Raw genomic sequence first — 19,641 nt, forward strand, 5'->3', positions numbered from 1 at the left:
ACGGCCCGCCGCCAAACGTGAAATCCGTATCCGGGCCGTGCCCCAGCCGCCTCGCGCACCACACCGGTACGACTATTTCGCGCCTGCGCGAAGCTCTCCCGGCCGCGGCCTAGGCTCGGAAGAACGCTGCGTGATCTTGCACGCCGGTGCCTTCGAGGAGCGCGATGTCCGACAGCAGTTCGCCGCAGCCGCAGCCGGGAAAGCCCGGCGGGCCCGGCCGGTTCGCGAGGTCGGAAAACGGCGCGCTGGTGCTGTGCGGCGCCCGGCTCGCCGACGGGCGGACGGTGGACGTACGGCTCGGTGGCGGACGCATCGAGGCCGTCGGGACGGCCGGCAGCCTCGCCCCGCAGGGCGCCCGGGTCGACCTCGCCGGCTACCTCCTGCTCCCGGCCCCCGTCGAACCCCATGCGCACTGCGACACCGCCCTGACGGCCGACTCCGACGGCCCCGCCTCCAGTTCCCCCGAGGACGTCCAGCGGCGGACGACCGAGGCCGCGCTGCTGCAGCTGGGGCACGGCGCCACCGCCTCCCGAAGCCACGTCAGGATCGGCGACGTCCAGGGTCTGCGCTCGCTGGAGGCGGTGCTGCAGGCCCGCAGGTCGCTGCGCGGGCTGGCCGATCTGGCGGCGGTCGCGGTACCGCGGGTGCTGACCGGGGTGGCCGGCCAGGACGGGCTGGCGATGCTGCGGGACGCGGTGAAGATGGGCGCCTCGGTGATCGGCGGCTGCCCGGACCTCGACCCCGATCCGGCCGGGTACGTCCAGACGGTCCTGGAGCTGGCCGGGGAGCACGGCTGCCCGGTGGATCTGCACACCGACGGTGACGATCCGGCGCGGCTGGCGCGGTTCGCGGCGATGTCCGGCGGACTGCGGCCGGGCGTCGCCCTCGGACCGTGCGCCGGGATGGCGCGGATGCCGCGGAGCGTGGCGGCGCGGGTCGCCGAGCAGTTGGCGGCCGCCGGGGTCGCCGTCGTCTGTCTGCCGCAGGGGGACTGCACGGGCCTGGAGCGGTACGGCTCGCGGGTGTCGCGGCCGGCGCCCGTACGGCTGCTGCGGGCGGCCGGCGTCCAGGTGGCGGCGGGCAGCGGGGCGCTGCGGGACGTGGCGAACCCGGTGGGGCGCGGTGACCCGCTGGAGGCGGCGTATCTGCTGGCCTCCCTGGGCGAGGCCACGCCGGAGGCGGCCTACGGGACGGTGAGTTCGGCGGCGCGGGCGACTCTGGGGCTGCCGGAGGTACGTGTCGAGGCGGGCTTCCCCGCGGAGTTGCTGGCGGTGCGCGGTGAGCGGATCGCCGGGGTGCTCTCGCTCGCGTACAGCCGGATCGTGATCCACCGCGGGCGGGTGGTGGCCCGTACCAGCGCGGTGCGCGAGTACTGCGACTCGGCGGCGGATGTGGCGCTGGAGCTGCCGCGGCAGTCGCAGCGCTGAGCCGCGGTGGCGAGAAGGCACCCCGCCCCCGGCCGGTCCCGCGCCCCGCGGCGGGGCTTCGGCGTACGGTCGGGATCATGCGCATTGTCATCGCAGGTGGACATGGTCAGATCGCGCTGCGGCTGGAGCGGTTGCTCGCCAAGCGCGGGGACGAGGTCGCGGGCATCATCCGCCGGCCGGAGCAGGCCGGTGACGTGCTGGCCGCGGGAGCCGAGCCGGTGGTCTGCGACCTGGAGTCGGCGTCGGTGGAGGACGTCGCCCGGCACATGGAGGACGCCGACGCGGCCGTCTTCGCGGCGGGCGCGGGGCCGGGCAGTGGCATCGAACGCAAGGACACGGTGGACCGCGGCGCCACCGCACTCTTCGCGGACGCGGCCGAGGCCGCAGGGGTACGGCGCTTCCTCGTCGTCTCGTCCATGGGAGCGGACCGCGAGCCCCCCGAGGGCACCGACCCGGTCTTCGCCGCGTACCTGCGGGCGAAGGGTGCCGCGGACGCGGACGTACGGGCCCGCGCCGGGCTGGACTGGACGATCCTGCGGCCCGGCCGGCTGACCAACGACCCCGGAACTGGCCTGGTGACGCTGGCCGACGCGACCGGCCGCAGCGAGGTGCCCCGGGACGATGTCGCGGCCGTCCTGGCGGAGCTGCTCAACGAGCCGGGCACCATCGGCCGGACGCTGGAGCTGGTCAGCGGGGAGGTACCGGTGAAGGAAGCGGTGCGGGCGGTGGCCGGGCACTGAGGACGGCGTCCGCCGGGTGGGCGGACGGGACCGGGCCACGGTCCGCGGGGTGCGGGCCGGGGGCCGGGTCGGCCGGTGTGGGCCGGGGCCCGGTCGGCTTTCGCGCCGGTCGTGGCTCGGGGCGGGGCGTGGAATGCGCGCCTGAGATGCCCGAAGTGTGGACGGCGCCGCCCCTGCCGCTCACGCTGCCCAACTGGCGCTGCAATCCCCCAAGTTGACGAACCCCTTCGGGGAAATCGCTGAACTCCGGGCCGGGAGCGAAAGCGGGCGGGGGCGTCGAATGCCTCCGGCTGGAGGGACCAGCCCCTGACGCACAACGGCCGCCCTAGGTGAACGGGCCCTCGACCGTGAAACGGCGCAGGCGCTGGGCGAATGCCTCGGCCTCGCCCGGCGGCCATGAGGACAGGCTCGCCATGATGTGAGCGGCCAGACGTGCCCGCAGCTCCGCCACTGCGCGTTGGCCCTGCTCGGTGAGGACGAGCAGGTGTGCGCGCCGGTCGTCGGGGTCCGCTTCACGGCGGATGAGGCCGGCGGCCTCCAGCCGTGAGGCGCGCCGGGTGACGCCGGAGCGGTCGACCCCGACGTCGGGAGCCAGGTCGGCCGCGCTGCGGGGCCCGGTCCGGGCCAGTGCGCTCAGCACCGGGTACGTCAGTTCGTCCACCCCCTCCCCCATGCCCTCGGTGAGCTGCTTGTGCAGCTGCGTGCGGGTGGTGCGCCTGAGCAGGAGGCCCAGCGCGTCTGCGATCTCGTGTCCCACTTCGTTCTCCACAGCACAAGAATAGCGTGCGCCACGCACGCATCTCCTGTTATGGTGACGGAGATGCGTGCGCGGCGCACGCACTTTCTGAGAGGAAGTCCCATGGCTCGCACCGGCATCGAGGCCGCCCTGAACGACCTGCTCTTCCACCACGACCTCACCGTGCAGGAAGCCGCCGACCGCCACTTCACCCCGGAGTACCGCCAGCGCACGGACGGGCAGTGGGCCGACCGCGCCGGGTTCCTCGACCACATCACCCACCTGCGCACCCTCGTCGCCGGCGGCCATGTCCAGGTGCACGAGGAGCTCCACGACGGCAGCAAGTACGCCGACCGGCACACCGCCCACATCACGAAGAAGGACGGCTCGACCGTGCGCACCGAGGTCTATGTGTTCGCCGACCTCGCGCCCGACGGCCGGTTCAGCCGCATCGAGGAGACCACCCTGCTGCTCCAGGGCACCGACGCCGACCGCAACATCGGCAGCGCGCGCTGAGATCCGGGAGAGCCAGGAGTGCCGGGCGAGCCGGAGTACGGCCGACTCCGGGGGGCGAGGCGCGGGCCGGTGGTGCCGACACGCGAAAAACCCCTCCGATCTGCTGTTTCAGCAGATCGGAGGGGTTCCTCCGCTGTGGCGGCGCCAGGATTCGAACCTGGGAAGGCTGAGCCGGCAGATTTACAGTCTGCTCCCTTTGGCCGCTCGGGCACACCGCCAAGGTTTGCTGCCGGGAGACCCGCTCTGGGGCGGTGCTCCGTGGCAACGACGTAAACCATACCCGATGGCTGGGGGTGGTCCGCCACTCGATTCGGGAGCGCTGGATCTTGGACGGGTGGCTAGGCTTGGCAGGCGGTCCGGGGACGGGCCGCACCCCTGACGGATCTACGTACGAGGAGCCAACTCAACATGGCCGACTCCAGTTTCGACATCGTCTCGAAGGTAGAGCGGCAGGAGGTCGACAACGCTCTCAACCAGGCCGCCAAGGAGATCTCGCAGCGCTACGACTTCAAGGGCGTGGGCGCGTCGATCGAGTGGTCGGGCGAGAAGATCGAGATGCGGGCCAACGCCGAGGAGCGGGTGAAGGCCGTACTCGACATCTTCCAGTCCAAGCTGGTCAAGCGCGGGATCTCGCTGAAGGCGCTGGATGCCGGCGAGCCGCAGGCCTCGGGCAAGGAGTACAAGATCTTCGCCTCGATCGAGGAGGGGATCTCGCAGGACAACGCGAAGAAGGTCGCCAAGATCATCCGCGATGAGGGCCCGAAGGGCGTCAAGGCGCAGGTGCAGGGCGACGAGCTGAGGGTCAGCTCGAAGAGCCGGGACGACCTGCAGGCGGTGCAGCAGCTGCTGAAGGGCAAGGACCTGGACTTCGCCCTGCAGTTCGTGAACTACCGCTAGGAGCCCGGTTTTCGGGTGCCACAGGATGGGGCGGCGCGCTTCGGCGTGCCGCCCCACCTGTGTGTCGGGCGGCGATACGGACGGCCCTACGGGACGCTTGACCTCAACTGAGGTTGAGATTGCAGGGTCGTGGCATGACTTCTTCTCATGACGCACAGACCCGTCCCGGTAGCGGACCCGGGACGCGGGCGGGGTTCCGCACCGATGTGTTCCCGGAGATCCGGCGGGCGGATGCCGGTGCCGTACTGATCAGCGAGTGGGACGCGGGCAGTCCGGCGGGACAGCGGGCCGTCCTGGACGGTGTCGCTCACGCCTGGGAGGAGACGCCGCTGCCGGCGGGCTTCCTGTCGCGGGTGCTGTTCGCGGGGACGGACGGGCGCAGTGTGCTCAATTACGCGCAGTGGACGAGCGATGCGGCACACCGGGAGTTCGTACGGACCGAGAACACCGGGCTGAGCGAGCGGATCGCGGCGGTGCTGGACGGTGTGGGGGACGTGGGCAATTCCGGTCCCGGCCGCTTCCGGCTGTACCGCAGCATGCTGCCGCACGGAGCGCCGCAGGAGCCGGGCTGCGTCGTACGCGTGGCCTTCCGGACGACGGGGCACGACGCGGCCCGGGGGCTCGTTGACGGGCTGCTGGAGCGGGTCGGTGAGCGGCAGCAGGGGGACGGCGGGATCGCCTCGCACTTCCACATCAGCGAGGACGGCGACCGGGTCGTCAACTACAGCGAGTGGACGGATCCGGAGTCGCACGAGCGGGAGGTCGGCCGGGCACTGCAGCCGCAGGGGCAGGTGCTGAGCTATATCGACAGCCTGCCGGGGGTCGAACCGCTCGGGTTCCGGCGTTATGTGGCCCCTCGGGGGCTCGTACGGGGCTGAGGGCGAGGGGCCGGGCGGGGCGGGTGGTCAGCGCGCCGCGAAGGGCTCGTCCGTGGGGACGATGTCGCGGCCCAGCGGCATCAGGGAGACCGGGATCATCTTGAAGTTGGCGATGCCGAAGGGGATGCCGATGATCGTCACGCACAGGACGAGGCCGGTGACGATGTGGCCCAGGGCCAGCCACCAGCCCGCGAAGATGATCCAGATGACATTGCCGATCGCCGAGCCGGCGCCGGCGTCATCGCGGATGACGGTCGTCCGGCCGAAGGGCCACAGGGCATAGCCGGCGATCCGGAAGGACGCGATGCCGAACGGGATGGTGATGATCAGGATGCAGCAGATGATGCCCGCGGCGACATAGCCGAGCGCCAGCCAGAAGCCGCTGAGGACCAGCCAGAGGATGTTGAGGATGAACTTCATGATCAGCAGCCTTCCACGGGCGCGGCGGAGAACGTAACTGCCGGGCAAGACGCCCTGGACCGGGTGAAGCGTTGCGTTCATGATGCGGCGGTCGGCGGGCGGCGGCCACCGCTCCCCGCGGCCTCTGGCCCGTCAGGGGCGGTGGCCCGCCAGCTGTTCCAGACGGGCGATGCGTTCGCGCATCGGGGGGTGGGTGGAGAACAGCCGGGACATGCCCTCGCCGGCCCGGAACGGATTGGCGATCATCATGTGGCCGGCGGTCTCCAGCCGCGGCTCGGGCGGGAGCGGAAGCTGCTGGGTGCCGGCCTCCAGCTTGCGCAGGGCGGAGGCCAGGGCCAGCGGGTCGCCCGTGAGCTGGGCGCCCGAGGCGTCCGCCTGGTACTCGCGGGAGCGGCTGACGGCCAGCTGGATGAGCCCGGCCGCGACCGGGCCGAGGATCATGATCAGCAGCATGCCCAGGAGACCGGGGCCCTCGTCGTCGTCGGAGCGGCCTATGGGAATCAGCCAGGCGAAGTTGACGAGGAACATCACGACGGAGGCCAGTGCGCCCGCGACGGAGGAGATGAGGATGTCGCGGTTGTAGACATGGCTGAGCTCATGGCCGAGGACGCCGCGCAGCTCGCGCTCGTCGAGCAGCTGGAGGATGCCGTCGGTGCAGCAGACCGCGGCGTTGCGGGGGTTACGGCCGGTGGCGAAGGCATTGGGCGCCTGGGTCGGGGAGATGTACAGGCGCGGCATGGGCTGGCGGGCAGCCGTGGAGAGCTCCCGGACCATGCGGTAGAGCTGTGGCGCCTCGAACTCGCTGACCGGGCGGGCGCGCATGGCCCGCAGGGCGAGCTTGTCGCTGTTCCAGTACGCGTAGGCGTTGGTGCCCAGGGCGACGACGACGGCGATGATCAGGCCCGTACGGCCGAACAGGCTGCCGATGACGATGATGAGGGCGGACAGTCCCCCGAGGAGTACGGCGGTCCTGAGCCCGTTGTGCCGGCGGTGCACGGTACGCCCTCCAAGCGGTGCGGCAGGGGAACCCTGTGCTGCGTTTCTCCACTCTCCAGTGGACCCTTACTCACTGGTCAACGCGAGATGAACGAGCCTGGTTCCCCGGCGCACGCGCGGCGGGCCGGGCGGGGCCCGGAGCCGCGCCCGGTGGGGCCTGCCGCCGTACGGAAGGGCTGAGGGCCGCTCCCGGCTGTCAGGAGCGGCCCTCGGCGTGCGGGTGTCCGCCGCTGGTGCCTGTTAGAGCAGCGCCCCGGAGGCGAAGCGCAGGACGAGCTGCGGGGCGCCGGAGAGGGCGATGCCGAGGACGGTGGCGAGCGCGATGGCGGTGGCGAGCGGGGCCGGGATCCCGGTGCGGGGCGGCTGCAGCTCGGCCGGGGCGGCCTCGGGCGCTTCGGCGCTCTCGGGCGCTTCGGCGGTCTCGGCTCCCCGGAAGAGGACCGTGGTCCACTGCAGGTAGTAGTAGAGCGCGATCACGACATTGACCGCCATGATCACCGCGAGCCAGGCCAGGCCCGCGTCGACGGCCACGGAGAAGACCGTGACCTTGGCGAACAGGCCGATGATGCCCGGCGGCAGCCCGGCGAGGCAGAGCAGGAAGAAGCCGAGGGCGAGCGCCACGACAGGCCGCTGGTGGTACAGGCCCCGGTAGTCGGTGATGCGGTTGGCGGGGTGCGTACGGGCCACCAGGGCGGCGACGGCGAAGGCGCCGAGGTTCACGGCCGCGTACATCAGTGCGTAGGCGACGGTGGAGCCGATGGCGTGCGCCGGGTCCTGGGAGTAGCCGGCCGCCGCGATCGGCACCAGGAGGTAGCCGGCCTGGCCGACCGACGACCAGGCGAGCAGGCGTACGGCGCTGTGCGCGCGGCGGGGGTCCTGGCGGAGGGCCGCGACATTGCCGACGGTCATGGTGAGGGCGGCGAGGACGGCCAGCGCCGGGCCCCAGACGTCCGCGTATGACGGGAAGCCCTGGACGGTGACGAGGATCAGGCCGGAGAAGCCGACGGCCTTGCCGACCACGGAGAGGTAGCCGGCGATGGGGAGCGGCGCGCCGACGTAGGTGTCCGGCACCCAGAAGTGGAACGGGGCGGCGGCCGTCTTGAAGGCGAAGCCGACGAGGGTGAGCGCGACGCCGGCGCTCGCCAGGGTGGCCAGCCGCGGGTCGGGGAGCGCGGTGAGGCCGTGGGCCACCTGGGAGAGGTGGAGGCTGCCGGTGGCCGCGTACAGGAAGCTCACGCCGAGCAGCATCACGGCGGTGGCGGCCACCGAGGACAGGAAGAATTTCAGCGCCGCCTCGGAGGAGAGCCGGTCGCCGCGCCGCAGCCCCACGAGGGCGAAGGCGGGCAGCGAGGCCACTTCGAGGGCGATGACGAGGGTGGCGAGGTCCCGGGAGGCGGGCAGCAGGGCGGCGCCGGCCGCCGAGGAGAGCAGCAGGAACCAGTACTCGCCGGCGGGCAGGTCCTGGTCCTTGATCGTGTCGATGGACAGCAGGGCGGTCAGCAGCGCCCCGCCGAGCACCAGGAACTGGATGACCAGCGTGAACGGGTCGGCCACATAGCTGCACACGTCGGGGTGCTCGGGGAGGCAGAAGGTGCGGCGGTCGCCGCCCAGGAGGGGCAGCAGGAGCAGCGCGGAGACCGCGAGGCCTGCCGTGGCGATCCAGCCCAGCAGCGGCTTACGGGCCGCCGGGAGGAAGAGGTCGGCGACGAGCACCACCAGGGCGACGGCCGCGGTGACGGTGGGCGGCGCGAGGGCGACCCAGTCGACGGACTGGACCAGAGGGGTGATCGAGCTCATCACTTACCGCCTCCGAGGAGCTGCTGGACGGCCGGGTCGGTGAGGCCGAGGAGGGCCGCTGGCCACAGTCCGGCGAGGACGGTCAGGACGGCCAGGGGGGTCCAGGCCGCGTATTCGTAGCGCGCGATGTCGGGGACGGCGGGGGCCGCTGCGGTGTCTCCGGACGGGTCGCCGTCGGCCGGGTCGGCGGTGCCGAGCGGGGCGGTCGGGGCGAGGTGCGGGGTGCCGCCCATGCAGACGCGGCGGACGACGAGCAGCAGGTAGGCGGCGGTCAGCAGGGTGCCGAGACCGGCCATCACCATGAACGTCAGGAAGGCGGGGCGGCTGAGGCCGGCGGCCGGCTGGAAGGCACCGAACATCGCCAGCATCTCGCCCCAGAACCCGGCCAGTCCTGGGATGCCCAGGGAGGCGACGGCGCCGAAGGCGAGCAGACCGCCGAAGCGCGGTGCCCTGCCGTAGAGGGCGGCGCCGGTGCTGCCCGCGAGGGCGTCGAGGTCGGTGGTGCCGTAGCGGTCCTTGAGCGCGCCGACGAGGAAGAAGAGCAGGCCGGTGATCAGGCCGTGCGCGATGTTGGCGAACAGTGCGCCGTTGACGCCGGTGGGGGTCATGCTGGCGATGCCGAGCAGGACGAAGCCCATGTGGCCGACGGAGCTGTAGGCGATCAGACGCTTCAGGTCGCCCTTGGCGCCCTTGCGTACGAGGGCGAGGCAGGCGAGCGAGCCGTAGATGATGCCGACGGCGGCCAGCGCGGCGAGGTACGGCGCGAAGGTCTGCATGCCCTCGGGCGTGATGGGCAGCGCGATCCGCACGAAGCCGTAGGTGCCCATCTTCAGCAGCACACCGGCCAGCAGCACCGAGCCGACGGTGGGGGCGGCGGTGTGGGCGTCGGGCAGCCAGCTGTGCAGCGGCCACAGGGGCGACTTGACGGCCAGTCCGATGCCGACCGCGAGCACCGCGAGCAGCTGGACCGTGTGGCTGAGATGGGTTTTCGGTCCGTTGTCAGTGGCGAGTGCCACCATGTCGAAGGTGCCGGATTTCACGCCGATGAGGAGGAGGCCGAGCAGCATCACGACGGAGCCGAGCAGCGTGTAGAGGATGAACTTCCAGGCCGCCGCCTGCTTCCCCGCCCCGCCCCAGCGGGCGATGAGGAAGTACATCGGGATGAGGACCATCTCGAAGGCGAGGAAGAAGAGCATCAGGTCGAGGACGGCGAAGGTGGCGAGGGTGCCGGCCTCAAGGGTGAGCAGCAGCGCCACAAATGCCTTGGGAGACGGGCCCGTCGGCATGTGGAAGTAGCTGTAGAGCGCGCAGAGGAAGGTCAGCAGCGCGGTCAGGACGACGAGGGGGAGCGAGATGCCGTCGATGCCGAGGTGGATCCGGATGTCGAGCGCCGGGATCCAGCTGATGTCGGTGGTGGCCTGCATACGGGCCGGATGGTCGTGGTCGAAGCCGGCCGCCAGCGCGACGGCGGCGGCGAGCACGGCACCGGTGACGGTCACGCCGTGGCGCAGTACGGCCTGGTCGGGGTTCTTGCCGCGCAGGCCGGGCGGGGCCGGGAGCAGTGCGGCGAGCGCGCCGACGAGGGGGAGGACGACGACGGCCGCGAGGAGAAGCTGCATAGCGGTGTGATTCACGGGTCAGGCCCTCCTCAGGGGTTCGGCTCCGGCGAGGCAGGCCACGAGGTGTGTCGGCTGGGGGTACGGGGGTCGGCCCCCGGGGGATGGCGGCACGGTCAGGCTCCCGTACCCGTGGCGACGAGGACGGCGGCGACGGCCAGGACGAGCGAGCCCGCCAGCAGCGCGGCGAGGTAGGTCTGCACGTTCCCGGTCTGGGCGCGGCGGACGGCGGCGCCCAGCCAGCGGGGCGCGGTGCCGGCACCGCGGACGTAGGTGTCGACGACCTCGCGGTCCAGGAAGCGGACGAGCGTGGCGGCGGCGCGTACGGGCCGGACGAACAGCGCGGAGTAGACGGCGTCGAGATGGAAGCCGACGGCGGCGTGGGGCTGCAGCGGGCCGAGGAGGAGGCGGCCGGGGTCGGCCGGGTCCGGGGCACCGGCCACGCTTCCGTAGACCGGGGCGTGGGTGGCGATGGCCGTCTCCTCGGCGAGCCCGGGCGAGGCGTCCGGGTCGGTGACGACCGCGCCGATGGGGGTGCGGGCGGCCAGGGCGGTGGTGTGGCGCCAGGCCGCATAGGTGACCAGGCCGCCGACGAGGGCGATACCGGTGCCCAGGACGGAGGTGGTCAGGGTCGGCGCGAGCGAACGCCCGTCGAACCAGTCGGGCAGCAGGGGGGCGGCGAGGCCGAGCGCGACGGTCGGGGCGAAGAGCACCCACAGCACGGCGTTCATGACGACCGGCTGCGGGCCGTGGTCGGGGGCTTCGACGCCCTTGCCCCGGAAGGCCAGCAGCCACAGGCGGGTGGCGTAGGCCGCGGTGAGGAGGGCGGTGAGCAGTCCGGAGACCAGGACGGTCCAGCCGGCCGCGCCGGGGATGCCGTGCGCCGCACCGATGGCGGTGTGTTCGGCGGCGCCCAGGACGGCTTCCTTGGAGAAGAAGCCGGCGAACGGCGGGATCGCGGCGAGCGCGAGCAGCGCGACGGTGACGGTCCAGTAGGCGTCCGGGATGCGCCGGGCGAGGCCGCTCATCCGGGACATGGCGGCCAGCGAGTTGGTGCCGGCGGCGTGGATGATCACGCCCGCGCCGAGGAAGAGGAGGGCCTTGAACGCACCGTGCGAGATGAGGTGGAAGACGGCGGCGCCGCGGTCTCCGACGGCCAGCGCGCCGAGCATGTAGCCGAGCTGGCCGACCGTCGAATAGGCCAGGACGCGCTTGATGTCGTCCTGGGCCAGGGCGGCCAGACCGGAGCCGACCATGGTGATCGCGGCCATGACCGCCATCACCACCAGCGCGGCCGCGGAGGCGGCGAAGACGGGGAGGAGACGGGCCACGACATAGATACCGGCCGCCACCATCGTCGCGGCGTGGATCAGCGCCGAGACGGGCGTCGGGCCGGCCATCGCGTCCGGGAGCCAGGTGTGCAGCGGGAACTGCGCCGACTTCCCCGCGACACCGGCCAGCAGCAGCAGCGCGATCAGCGTCGGATGGTCCAGGCCGCCGTCGGTGACGGTCCCGAGGATGCCGGTGATGCGGAAGGTTCCGGCGTCGGCGGCCAGCGCGAAGATGCCGAAGAGGAAGGGGACATCGCCGAGCTTGGTGACGAGGAAGGCCTTGAGGGAGGCGGAACGGGCGGCCTCGGTCTCCCAGTAGTGGCCGACGAGGAAGTAGGAGCAGATGCCCATGACTTCCCAGCCGACCAGCAGCAGCATCAGGTCGCCGGTGTAGACGACCAGCAGCATCGCGGAGGTGAAGAGGGAGACCAGCGCGGCGTACGAGGCGTAGCGCGGGTCGTCGCGCAGATAGCCGGTGGAGTAGAGCTGCACACAGGACGCCACGATCCCGACCACGACGGCGATCAGCACGGCGAAGCCGTCGAGGTGTAGCGCCAGGTCGATGGGGATCGAGCCGGTCGGGGTGAGCTGGGTGGCGACGTCGGTGGCCGGGCCGGTGCCCTGCCGGATCGCGACGGACACCGCGAGCGCGGCCGCGGCCAGCGTCGGCAGCACGGCCAGCGGCCGGACGAATCCGGGTGCGCGGCGGCCCAGGAGGAGACCGGCGACGGCCCCGAGGAAGGGCAGGAGGGGAACGAGAACGGCAGTGGTCGTGAGGGTCACGCGGCGGCCTCCGCCGTGGTGTCCGGCTGCGGGTCCCCGTCCCCGGCGCCCGCCTTCTCGGCGAGGTCACGGAGCCGGTCGATGTCGGAGCTGCCGCGGTTGCGGTAGACGAGCAGCACGATCGCCAGCCCGATGCCGATCTCGGCGGCGGCGATGGCGATGGTGAAGAGGGTGAGCGCCTGGCCGGTGTGCAGGGTGTCGCGCAGCCAGACGTCGAAGGCGACGAGATTGAGGTTGACGGCGTTGAGCATCAGCTCGACGGACATCAGCACCAGGATCGCGTTGCGGCGGGCGAGCACGCCGTACAGGCCGGTGCAGAAGAGGAGGACGGCGAGGACGGCCGGGTAAGCGAGATGCATCAGCGCTGCTCCTCTCGCGGGGCGGGGGCGGCGGGAGCGCGGGAGGCACCGGTCTTGAGGTCCGCCGCCGCGGCCCTGCCCTCCCCCGTCCTGCGGGACAGCACGATCGCCCCGACGAGCGCGGCGAGCAGCAGCACGGACAGCGCCTCGAAGGGCAGCACCCAGTACTGGAAGAGGGTGCGTCCGGAGGCTTCGGTGGAGCCCTGGGCGGCGCCCTCGAAGCTGATCCAGGTGGCGCGGAAGGCATCCACGACGACCCAGACCAGGCAGCCGGCCGAGGCGAGGGCCACGGCGAGCGCGGCCCAGCGGTTGCCCGAATCGGCGTCCGGGGAGCGGCCGATGGGCGCCTTGGTGAGCATCAGCCCGAAGAGCAGCAGGACGACGACCGAACCGACGTAGATCAGCACCTGCACCCAGGCGATGAACTCGGCCGTGAGCAGCAGGTATTCGACGGCGATCCCGCCGAGGGCGACGACCAGCCAGAGGGCGGCGTGCACCAGCTGCCGGGTGGTGACGGTGATGACGGCCGCGCCGAGGGTGGCGATGCCGACGAGGACGAAGGCGATCTCGACACCCGTGGGTGAGAGGAAGCCCTGGCCGGCTGCGGTGGCGGCGAGCGTCACTGTCCCTCCCCTGGGGTCTCCGGTCGGTCCTGGTCCCCGCCCCGGTCCGCGGCTTCGGCCTGGGCCTGTGCCTCGGCCTCCGCCGCCTGCTGGGCGGCGAGCTTGTCCGCGGCCTTACGGGCGGCGGCGAGCTCCTTGGGCTCCTCGGCCGCCGGGTCGAGCGCCGGGGGCTCGGGCACCGTCCACATCCACTCGCGGAGCTTGTCGCGCTCATGGGTCAGATCGCGGATGTCCGTCTCGGCGTACTCGAACTCCGGTGACCAGAAGAGCGCGTCGAAGGGGCAGACCTCGATGCAGATACCGCAGTACATGCACAGCGCGAAGTCGATCGCGAAACGGTCCAGCACATTGCGGCTGCGCTCCCGGCCTCCGGGGGCGGCCGGCGGCACCGTCTCCTTGTGGGAGTCGATGTAGATGCACCAGTCCGGGCACTCCCGGGCGCACAGCATGCAGACCGTGCAGTTCTCCTCGAACAGCCCGATGACGCCACGGGTGCGGGGCGGGAGGTCGGGCTGGACGTCCGGGTACTGGGCGGTGACGGAACGCTTCGTCATCGTCCGCAGGGTGACGGCGAGCCCCTTGGCGAGGCCGCTACCGGGGAAGCTCATGACGAGATCACCACCTTGACGACGCCGGTGAGGGCGATCTGGGCGAGGGCGAGCGGGATGAGGACCGTCCAGGCGAGCTTTTGCAGCTGGTCCTCGCGCAGCCGCGGATAGGTCACCCGCAGCCAGATGACGCCGAAGGCGAGGATCACGGTCTTCAGCAGCGTCCACAGCCAGCCCAGGCCGTCGGCGCCGAACGGGCCGTGCCAGCCGCCCAGGAAGAGGACGGAGGTCAGGGCGCAGAGGACGACGATGCCCGCGTACTCGGCGAGGAGGAAGAGGGCGAAGCGCAGTCCGGTGTACTCGGTGTATGCACCGAAGATGATCTCCGAGTCGGCGACCGGCATGTCGAACGGCGGCCGCTGCAGCTCGGCGAGCCCCGCGGTGAAGAAGACCAGGCCGCCGACCATCTGCCACGGCACCCACCACCAGTGGAAGGCCTCGATGATGCCGGGCAGTGAGAGCGTGCCGGCCGCCATCGCGACGGAGGCCGCGGTGAGCAGCATCGGCAGCTCGTACGCCAGCAGCTGCGCGGCCGTCCGCAGACCGCCGAGCAGCGAGAACTTGTTCGCCGAGGCCCAGCCCGCCATCAGCGAGCCGAGCACCCCGACGCCCATGACGGCGAGCACGAAGAAGATTCCCGCGTCCAGGGCCTGGCCCACGGCGTTGTGCGGGCCTATCGGGATCGCGACCAGGACCAGGAGGTACGGCAGCAGCGCGACGGCGGGCGCGAGCTGGAAGATCCGCCGGTCGGCACCGGCCGGCACGATGTCTTCCTTCTGCGCGAACTTCACACCGTCGGCGACGAGCTGCGCCCAGCCGTGGAACCCGCCCGCGTACATCGGCCCGAGCCGGCCCTGCATATGGGCCATGACCTTGTGCTCGGTCTGCCCGATGACCAGGGGGAACACCAGGAAGACGGCGAAGACGGCGAGGAGGCGCAGCGCGATGTCGAGAGCGTCGCTCATGGGGTGTCGCCTCCTGCCGGGTCCTGGGGGGTGGGGGGCTGGTCCTGGGGCGCGTCTTGTTGGGGTCGGTGGGCGGGCTCCGGGTCTGTGGGCGCCGCCGGTTTCTGCTCCGTCGTGGCTGCCGGCTCAGGGTCCGTGGGGGCGGCCGGCTCAGGATCGGGGGCGGCTGCCGGGTTCGGCTCCGGCTTCTCTTCCGGCGTTTCCGGTCCGGCCTTCTTTTCGGGCTCGGCCTTCTTCTCCGGCTCCGCCTTCTTTTCGGGCTCCGCCTTCTTCTCCGGCTCGTCGAAGGCCGGGCGGGCGTGGTGCCAGGGGGCGTCGGAGGAGCGCGGGGGCGCCTCCTTCGCGGGGGTTGCCGGGGGCGGGGCGTCCTGGGCCGGTGCTTCCTTGGGCGAGGTGCCCTTCGGCGAGGTGCCGGTCGCCGGGGCCTCAGGTGCCGGGGCGTCAGTCGCCAGGGCCGCCGCGGTCTCCGCCGCGTCCGTCGCCGCGTCCGTCGCCGCGCGCTGCTGACTGGCCGACCCCTCGCTCACCGAACGGGTACGACGGGCCGGCCGCTCCGGCCGCTCGGCACGCGCCGGGGCCGCCGGAGTCCCGGTCGCCTCCCCCGCCGCCTGCTGGCTGGCCGAGCCTGCGCCCGCCGTACGGGTACGCCGTGCCGGCCGCTCGCCCGCGGCCCCGCCGGCCGCCCGTGCGCCCCGCGCCGGACGCGCGGGCGCGGGCGGCAGCTGGCCCTTCAGCGGGCCCCACTCGTTCGGGTCCGGGACGCCCGGGGGCAGCATCTGGCGCCGCTTGGGCCCGCCGTGCTCGGACTCGCCCGGCTCCTTGGCTCCCGGCCACGCCTTGGCGACCCGCGCCGCCAGCACGAAGTCCTTGCGCAGCGGGTGCCCTTCGAAGTTCTCCGGGAGCAGCAGCGGTACGAGGTGCGGGTGGCCGGTGAAGTCGACACCGAACATCTCGTGGGTCTCCCGCTCGTGCCAGCCCGCGCCCGCGTACACACCGAGGGCGGTGGGCAGCGCGGCCGCGTCATGCGGCACGGTCGTCCGCACGATCAGCCGGTGGACGGTGCCGGGGCGCGCCACCTCCACGAGGTGGGCGCAGATCCGGAAGCCGGTGCCGGGCTCGTCGACGGCGCTCAGCCAGTCGAAGTAGCTGCAGCCCAGGTCGTCGCGGGCGGCCGTCAGCGCGGTGAGCCAGTTGTCCACGGGGACGTCGACGGTCAGCAGGTCGTACGCCAGCTCCGCCGTGGCACCGGGACCGAAGATCTCGCTCGCCGGGCGCGGCAGCCAGCCGACGACCGGCTCGGCCGGGGGCTGCTCGGGCTGCTCGCTCCGGTCCGGCGCCGCCGACTCCTCAGGGGTCGTCGGCTGCTCAGGGGCCGTCGGCTGCTCAGGGGCCGTCGTCTGCTCAGGGGGCGTCGCCTGCTCGGGAGCCTCCGGCCGCTGCTCGGGCTGCTCGCTCATCGGGCATCCTCCCCCGCCGGCTTCGGAGCATCCACTGACTTCGGAGCGTCCGCCGGCTTCGGCGCGGGCGGCGTGACGAGCCCGCTGCGCAGCGCGGCGGCCGAGGGCCGGGCGGTGCCGCCCTTCGCGTACCGCTCCCCCAGCGATTCGCGCGCGATCTTCTCCTGGAGCTTGAGGATGCCCTGCAGCAGCGCCTCCGGACGCGGCGGGCAGCCCGGGACGTACACATCCACCGGAATGATCTGGTCGACGCCCTTGGTGACGGAGTACGAGTCCCAGTAGGGGCCACCGCAGTTGGAGCAGGCCCCGAAGGAGATGACGTACTTCGGCTCCGGCATCTGCTCGTAGAGCCGCTTGACCGCGGGCGCCATCTTGTCGGTGACGGTGCCGGAGACGACCATCAGGTCGGCCTGGCGGGGGCCGGGCGCGAACGGGATCACGCCGAGCCGGATGAAGTCGTGCCGCGCCATGGACGCGGCGATGAACTCGATGGCACAGCAGGCCAGGCCGAAGTTGAAGACCCACAGGCTGTAGCGGCGGCCCCAGTTGAGGACCACCTTCATCGGTTCGGGCGCGAGCCGGGCAAGGGTGCCCAGGCGCCGGGGCTCCGGCAGGAACTCGGGGGCGGCGCCCTCGGCCGCGGCTGCGGAGCTGGCGGAGGCGGGGGTCACGTCCATTCCAGGACGCCCTTCTTCCATGCGTAGAGCAGGCCGACGGCGAGGAAGCCGAGGAAGATGAACATCTCCACCAGCGTCACACCGCCGAAACCTGGGGCGGCGAAGATCGTTGCCCAAGGGAACAGGAAGATCGAGTCCACGGCGAAGATGACGTAGAGGAAGGCGTAGACGTAGTAGCGGACCTGGGTGTGCGCCCAGCCCTCACCGACCGGGTCCACACCGCACTCATACGTCAGCAGCTTCTCCGGCGTCGGCACCACGGGCCGCAGCAGCCGCCCGGCCCCGAAAGCCACGGCGACGAAGAGCACACCGATCACGGCGATGAGCCCGACGACCGAGTAGCCCTGGAAGTAGTCCGCGGCGACGGTGGTCCGTACGGTCGCGTCCGACACGTCCGCCCCTCGCTCCCTGACTGTGATTGTTCAACGACTTCGACGATCTGTACGGACCGGAGTCTAGGCCCTGCCCCGGCCACGGTGACCAGCCGCATCGTCGCGACTGGTGGGGTTGTCCCCACTTCGCCCTACCTGGGCGGCCGGCAGCGTAGAGGGAGCGTCCGGTTGTCTCAGAACCTGTCTCACGGACCGGACGGACGGCGGCGCGGGAGACGAGACGGGAGACGGAAGGGGAGACGGGGCGGGAGGGCTCGGGTCAGTGGATCGGGCCTCCGTCGAACGGGCTCCGCCGGTCGGGAGTGGTGGGGGCGGCGGGGGTGTCGGCGCCTCCCGGGGAGCCGGACGATTCGGGGGCCGCCGCCGGCATCGTCGGCATCGGCTGTGGGGCCTGGGTCTGGGGCTGCGACGGCGACGGAGGCCGGGTGGGCGCCTGCGCCTGGGGGTGTGGCTGGTGCTGGTGCTGTGCGGGAGCCGGGTGCGAGGCCTGCGGCGGGTAGTACTGGGGCGCCTGCTGGGGCTGGGGCTGATGCTGAGCCTGCGGCCGCGGACCGGCCGGGGCCTGCGGGCCGGGCTGGGCTGGCGGGCCGGTGTGGGCTTGCGGACCGGTGTGAGCCTGCGACTGCGGGCCGGGCTGGGCCTGCGGACCGGTGTGAGCCGGGGCCTGCGGACCGGGCTGGGCCTGAGACCGCTGCGGCTCCTGGTAGGCCGCGGAGACCGTCGCCTGCCCCGGGACGTACACCGGCGGCTGCCCCGGCGGGTGCACCGTCGTGTGCTGTTGCTGCTGCCGTCGGCCCGGTTCCCGCGAGACCGCACGGTCCATCACCTCGGCCGCGATCCGCGCCGCCGCCTCCCTCGTGCGTTCGCCGAGCAGCTCCGTACGGATAGCGCCGCCGGCCGCCAGATGCCGGTCGTAGGGCAGCGGCAGCACCGCCGCACCGCCGGCACCGAGATGTTCGGCGGCCCTGCGGACGTCGACGCCGCTGTCGGGGGAGGTGTGGGTGAGCACGACGACGGTGGTGGGCAGCAGGCCGGAGTGCAGCCCGCCGACCCAGTCCAGTACGGAGCGGGTGGCCGCCACGCCCTCCGGGGTCGCCGGGGTGACCAGCACACGCGCCTGCGTCGTCACCAGCGCGGTCCGCGCCACCTCGGCGGGCAGCGTCTCGCAGTCCACGACGGTGGCCGCGAAATGGCGGCGCAGCGAGGTCATCACGACGCGGTAGGTGTCGAGGTCCAGCCGGGTGCCGATGGCGCCCTGGCTGCCGGGCAGCAGCCAGCCGCCGCCCGCGAACGGGAGGAGATAGCCGGTCAGGTCCGTGATCAGCATGGACGGATCGACGATCTGCGCCAGATCACTGCCCGACCACCGCACCTCGCGTGCGCCGAGCCGGTGCGGCAGCGTGCCGAGCGCCGGGTCGGCCTCGACGGCGAGAACCGGGTCGGAGCGGTAGTGCGCGAAGGTGAGCGCGAGCAGGGCGGCAACGGTGGACTTGCCGGCGCCGCCGCGGATGCTGGACACGGCGATCTGCCGGCCCGTGGTGACGGGCTGCTGGATGGCGTGCGCGGCCTGGGTGACCGCGGCCGTTTCGGCGGCCGGGGACGAGGCGAAGACCCTGCGCAGCGCGCGGCCCGCACGCCGGGCCAGGGGGTCACCACGGCGCGGCCGGGGTTGGCCGTCGGCCAGTTCCGGCGGCAGAAGGGGCACGGAGAGGGGCGTCCGGGCCGGCAACCCCGGCCGGCCGTAGCGACCGGGAGCCGGCGCCGGCATGGGCGCGGGCGCGGCGGCCGAGGGAGCGGAGGGCGCGGGCGCCGAGTGCACGGAAGCCGACGGTGCGGGTGACGAGGGGCCGGGGCCGGGCGGCCGGATCGGTGCGGAGGGCTGAGCGGGTCCGGAGGGCTGAGCGGGTCCGGAGGGCTGGACCGATGCCGACGGCTGAGCAGGTCCGGAGGGCTGAACCGGTGCCGACGGCTGGAACGGTACGGACGGGGCGGCGGCTGTCGGGGGCACCGGCCCAGCGGCTGGCATGGCCCCGGCGGCGGGCGCCGGATGGGCGGCGGACGTCGGCTGGGCGGCGGGCGCCGGCTCGGCGGCAGTCATCGCCCCGGTGGCAGGCGTCACCCCGGCGGGAGGCGTCACCTCAGCGAGAGGCATCGCACCAGCGGGAGGCATCGCCCCGGCCGCAGGCATCGACGCGCTCGTGGGCGTCGAAGCACCGGCAGGCATGGAAGCCCCGGCGGGCACCGCACCGGCCGCGGGCAGGCCCCCAGGAGCACCCGGCATCCCCGGCGCCCCCGGGGCAGTTCCCTGCCCGGCCGGACCGCCGCCCGCCTCGCGCATCGCTCCCGACTCACCCGTCATACCCAACTCGCCGCTCTCGCCCGTATTTCCCGCCGCACCCAACTCCTGTGCCGTACAGACCCCA

19 protein-coding genes and 1 tRNA gene are annotated in these 19,641 nt (G+C 72.8%); 5 read left to right on the forward strand and 15 right to left on the reverse strand.

Annotation, left to right across the window (positions count from 1 at the left end; genetic code table 11):
• Positions 1–164 precede the first annotated feature (164 nt).
• Positions 165–1,427, forward strand: a complete 1,263-nt coding sequence (locus tag NUT86_RS18705; protein ID WP_274736574.1) for an amidohydrolase family protein — start codon at positions 165–167, stop codon at positions 1,425–1,427.
• 77 nt (positions 1,428–1,504) lie between these two features.
• On the forward strand, positions 1,505–2,167 hold the full coding sequence (locus NUT86_RS18710) for an NAD(P)H-binding protein (RefSeq protein ID WP_093640335.1): 663 nt from the start codon (positions 1,505–1,507) through the stop codon (positions 2,165–2,167).
• Positions 2,168–2,492: 325 nt separating this feature from the next.
• Here NUT86_RS18710 and NUT86_RS18715 read toward each other — a convergent pair whose 3' ends face one another.
• The gene (locus tag NUT86_RS18715; RefSeq protein WP_274736577.1) at positions 2,493–2,936 is read right to left on the reverse strand and encodes a MarR family winged helix-turn-helix transcriptional regulator; all 444 of its coding nucleotides are present in this window, start codon (positions 2,934–2,936) and stop codon (positions 2,493–2,495) included.
• 90 nt (positions 2,937–3,026) lie between these two features.
• Here NUT86_RS18715 and NUT86_RS18720 point away from each other — a divergent pair, with 90 nt between their 5' ends.
• On the forward strand, positions 3,027–3,419 hold the full coding sequence (locus NUT86_RS18720) for a nuclear transport factor 2 family protein (protein ID WP_109890614.1): 393 nt from the start codon (positions 3,027–3,029) through the stop codon (positions 3,417–3,419).
• A gap of 136 nt (positions 3,420–3,555) precedes the next feature.
• Here the strand turns inward: NUT86_RS18720 and NUT86_RS18725 are convergent.
• A tRNA-Tyr gene (locus tag NUT86_RS18725) sits at positions 3,556–3,637 on the reverse strand.
• A 190-nt stretch (positions 3,638–3,827) separates the two neighbouring features.
• On the opposite strand from NUT86_RS18725, the gene NUT86_RS18730 reads away from it, so the two are divergent.
• Positions 3,828–4,316: a YajQ family cyclic di-GMP-binding protein gene (locus NUT86_RS18730; protein ID WP_018090929.1), complete on the forward strand. Its 489-nt coding sequence runs from the start codon at positions 3,828–3,830 to the stop codon at positions 4,314–4,316.
• A gap of 134 nt (positions 4,317–4,450) precedes the next feature.
• A complete protein-coding gene (locus tag NUT86_RS18735; protein ID WP_093640330.1) occupies positions 4,451–5,194 on the forward strand; it encodes an antibiotic biosynthesis monooxygenase in 744 nt (247 codons plus the stop codon).
• Positions 5,195–5,221: 27 nt separating this feature from the next.
• On the opposite strand, the gene NUT86_RS18740 is transcribed toward NUT86_RS18735, so the two are convergent.
• The 13 genes from NUT86_RS18740 to NUT86_RS18800 all read right to left on the reverse strand — a co-directional run bounded on the left by NUT86_RS18740 (position 5,222) and on the right by NUT86_RS18800 (position 18,923).
• Positions 5,222–5,614, reverse strand: coding sequence for a YccF domain-containing protein (locus NUT86_RS18740; protein WP_018090931.1), 393 nt, complete (start codon positions 5,612–5,614; stop codon positions 5,222–5,224).
• A 132-nt stretch (positions 5,615–5,746) separates the two neighbouring features.
• On the reverse strand, positions 5,747–6,610 hold the full coding sequence (htpX, locus tag NUT86_RS18745) for a zinc metalloprotease HtpX (protein WP_018090932.1): 864 nt from the start codon (positions 6,608–6,610) through the stop codon (positions 5,747–5,749).
• A 240-nt stretch (positions 6,611–6,850) separates the two neighbouring features.
• A complete protein-coding gene (locus tag NUT86_RS18750) occupies positions 6,851–8,407 on the reverse strand; it encodes an NADH-quinone oxidoreductase subunit N (RefSeq protein WP_274736580.1) in 1,557 nt (518 codons plus the stop codon).
• Positions 8,407–10,026 (reverse strand): complex I subunit 4 family protein, encoded by a 1,620-nt coding sequence (locus NUT86_RS18755; protein ID WP_266446524.1) that lies wholly within the window; start codon positions 10,024–10,026, stop codon positions 8,407–8,409. The genes NUT86_RS18750 and NUT86_RS18755 overlap by 1 nt, the downstream gene beginning before the upstream one ends.
• 113 nt (positions 10,027–10,139) lie before the next feature.
• On the reverse strand, positions 10,140–12,137 hold the full coding sequence (locus tag NUT86_RS18760) for an NADH-quinone oxidoreductase subunit 5 family protein (protein WP_159487736.1): 1,998 nt from the start codon (positions 12,135–12,137) through the stop codon (positions 10,140–10,142).
• Complete coding sequence (gene nuoK / locus NUT86_RS18765; protein WP_018090936.1) at positions 12,134–12,496, reverse strand: NADH-quinone oxidoreductase subunit NuoK; 363 nt, start codon at positions 12,494–12,496, stop codon at positions 12,134–12,136. Before nuoK ends, NUT86_RS18760 begins: the two co-directional genes overlap by 4 nt.
• A complete protein-coding gene (locus NUT86_RS18770; RefSeq protein WP_018090937.1) occupies positions 12,496–13,119 on the reverse strand; it encodes an NADH-quinone oxidoreductase subunit J family protein in 624 nt (207 codons plus the stop codon). The genes nuoK and NUT86_RS18770 overlap by 1 nt, the downstream gene beginning before the upstream one ends.
• Positions 13,116–13,727: a NuoI/complex I 23 kDa subunit family protein gene (locus tag NUT86_RS18775; RefSeq protein WP_093640312.1), complete on the reverse strand. Its 612-nt coding sequence runs from the start codon at positions 13,725–13,727 to the stop codon at positions 13,116–13,118. The genes NUT86_RS18770 and NUT86_RS18775 overlap by 4 nt, the downstream gene beginning before the upstream one ends.
• Positions 13,724–14,692, reverse strand: a complete 969-nt coding sequence (locus tag NUT86_RS18780; RefSeq protein ID WP_159487735.1) for a complex I subunit 1/NuoH family protein — start codon at positions 14,690–14,692, stop codon at positions 13,724–13,726. The genes NUT86_RS18775 and NUT86_RS18780 overlap by 4 nt, the downstream gene beginning before the upstream one ends.
• Positions 14,689–16,149, reverse strand: coding sequence for an NADH-quinone oxidoreductase subunit C (locus NUT86_RS18785; protein ID WP_274736582.1), 1,461 nt, complete (start codon positions 16,147–16,149; stop codon positions 14,689–14,691). The genes NUT86_RS18780 and NUT86_RS18785 overlap by 4 nt, the downstream gene beginning before the upstream one ends.
• Complete coding sequence (locus tag NUT86_RS18790) at positions 16,146–16,826, reverse strand: NADH-quinone oxidoreductase subunit B (RefSeq protein WP_018090941.1); 681 nt, start codon at positions 16,824–16,826, stop codon at positions 16,146–16,148. The genes NUT86_RS18785 and NUT86_RS18790 overlap by 4 nt, the downstream gene beginning before the upstream one ends.
• Positions 16,817–17,218 (reverse strand): NADH-quinone oxidoreductase subunit A, encoded by a 402-nt coding sequence (locus NUT86_RS18795; RefSeq protein ID WP_018090942.1) that lies wholly within the window; start codon positions 17,216–17,218, stop codon positions 16,817–16,819. Before NUT86_RS18795 ends, NUT86_RS18790 begins: the two co-directional genes overlap by 10 nt.
• A gap of 259 nt (positions 17,219–17,477) precedes the next feature.
• Entirely contained in the window at positions 17,478–18,923 is a 1,446-nt protein-coding gene (locus NUT86_RS18800) for a hypothetical protein (protein ID WP_274736583.1), read from the reverse strand.
• Positions 18,924–19,641 lie beyond the last annotated feature (718 nt).

This window comes from Streptomyces sp. G7(2002), from assembly GCF_028870195.1.
GTDB classification, from domain to species: Bacteria; Actinomycetota; Actinomycetes; order Streptomycetales; family Streptomycetaceae; genus Streptomyces; species Streptomyces nigrescens.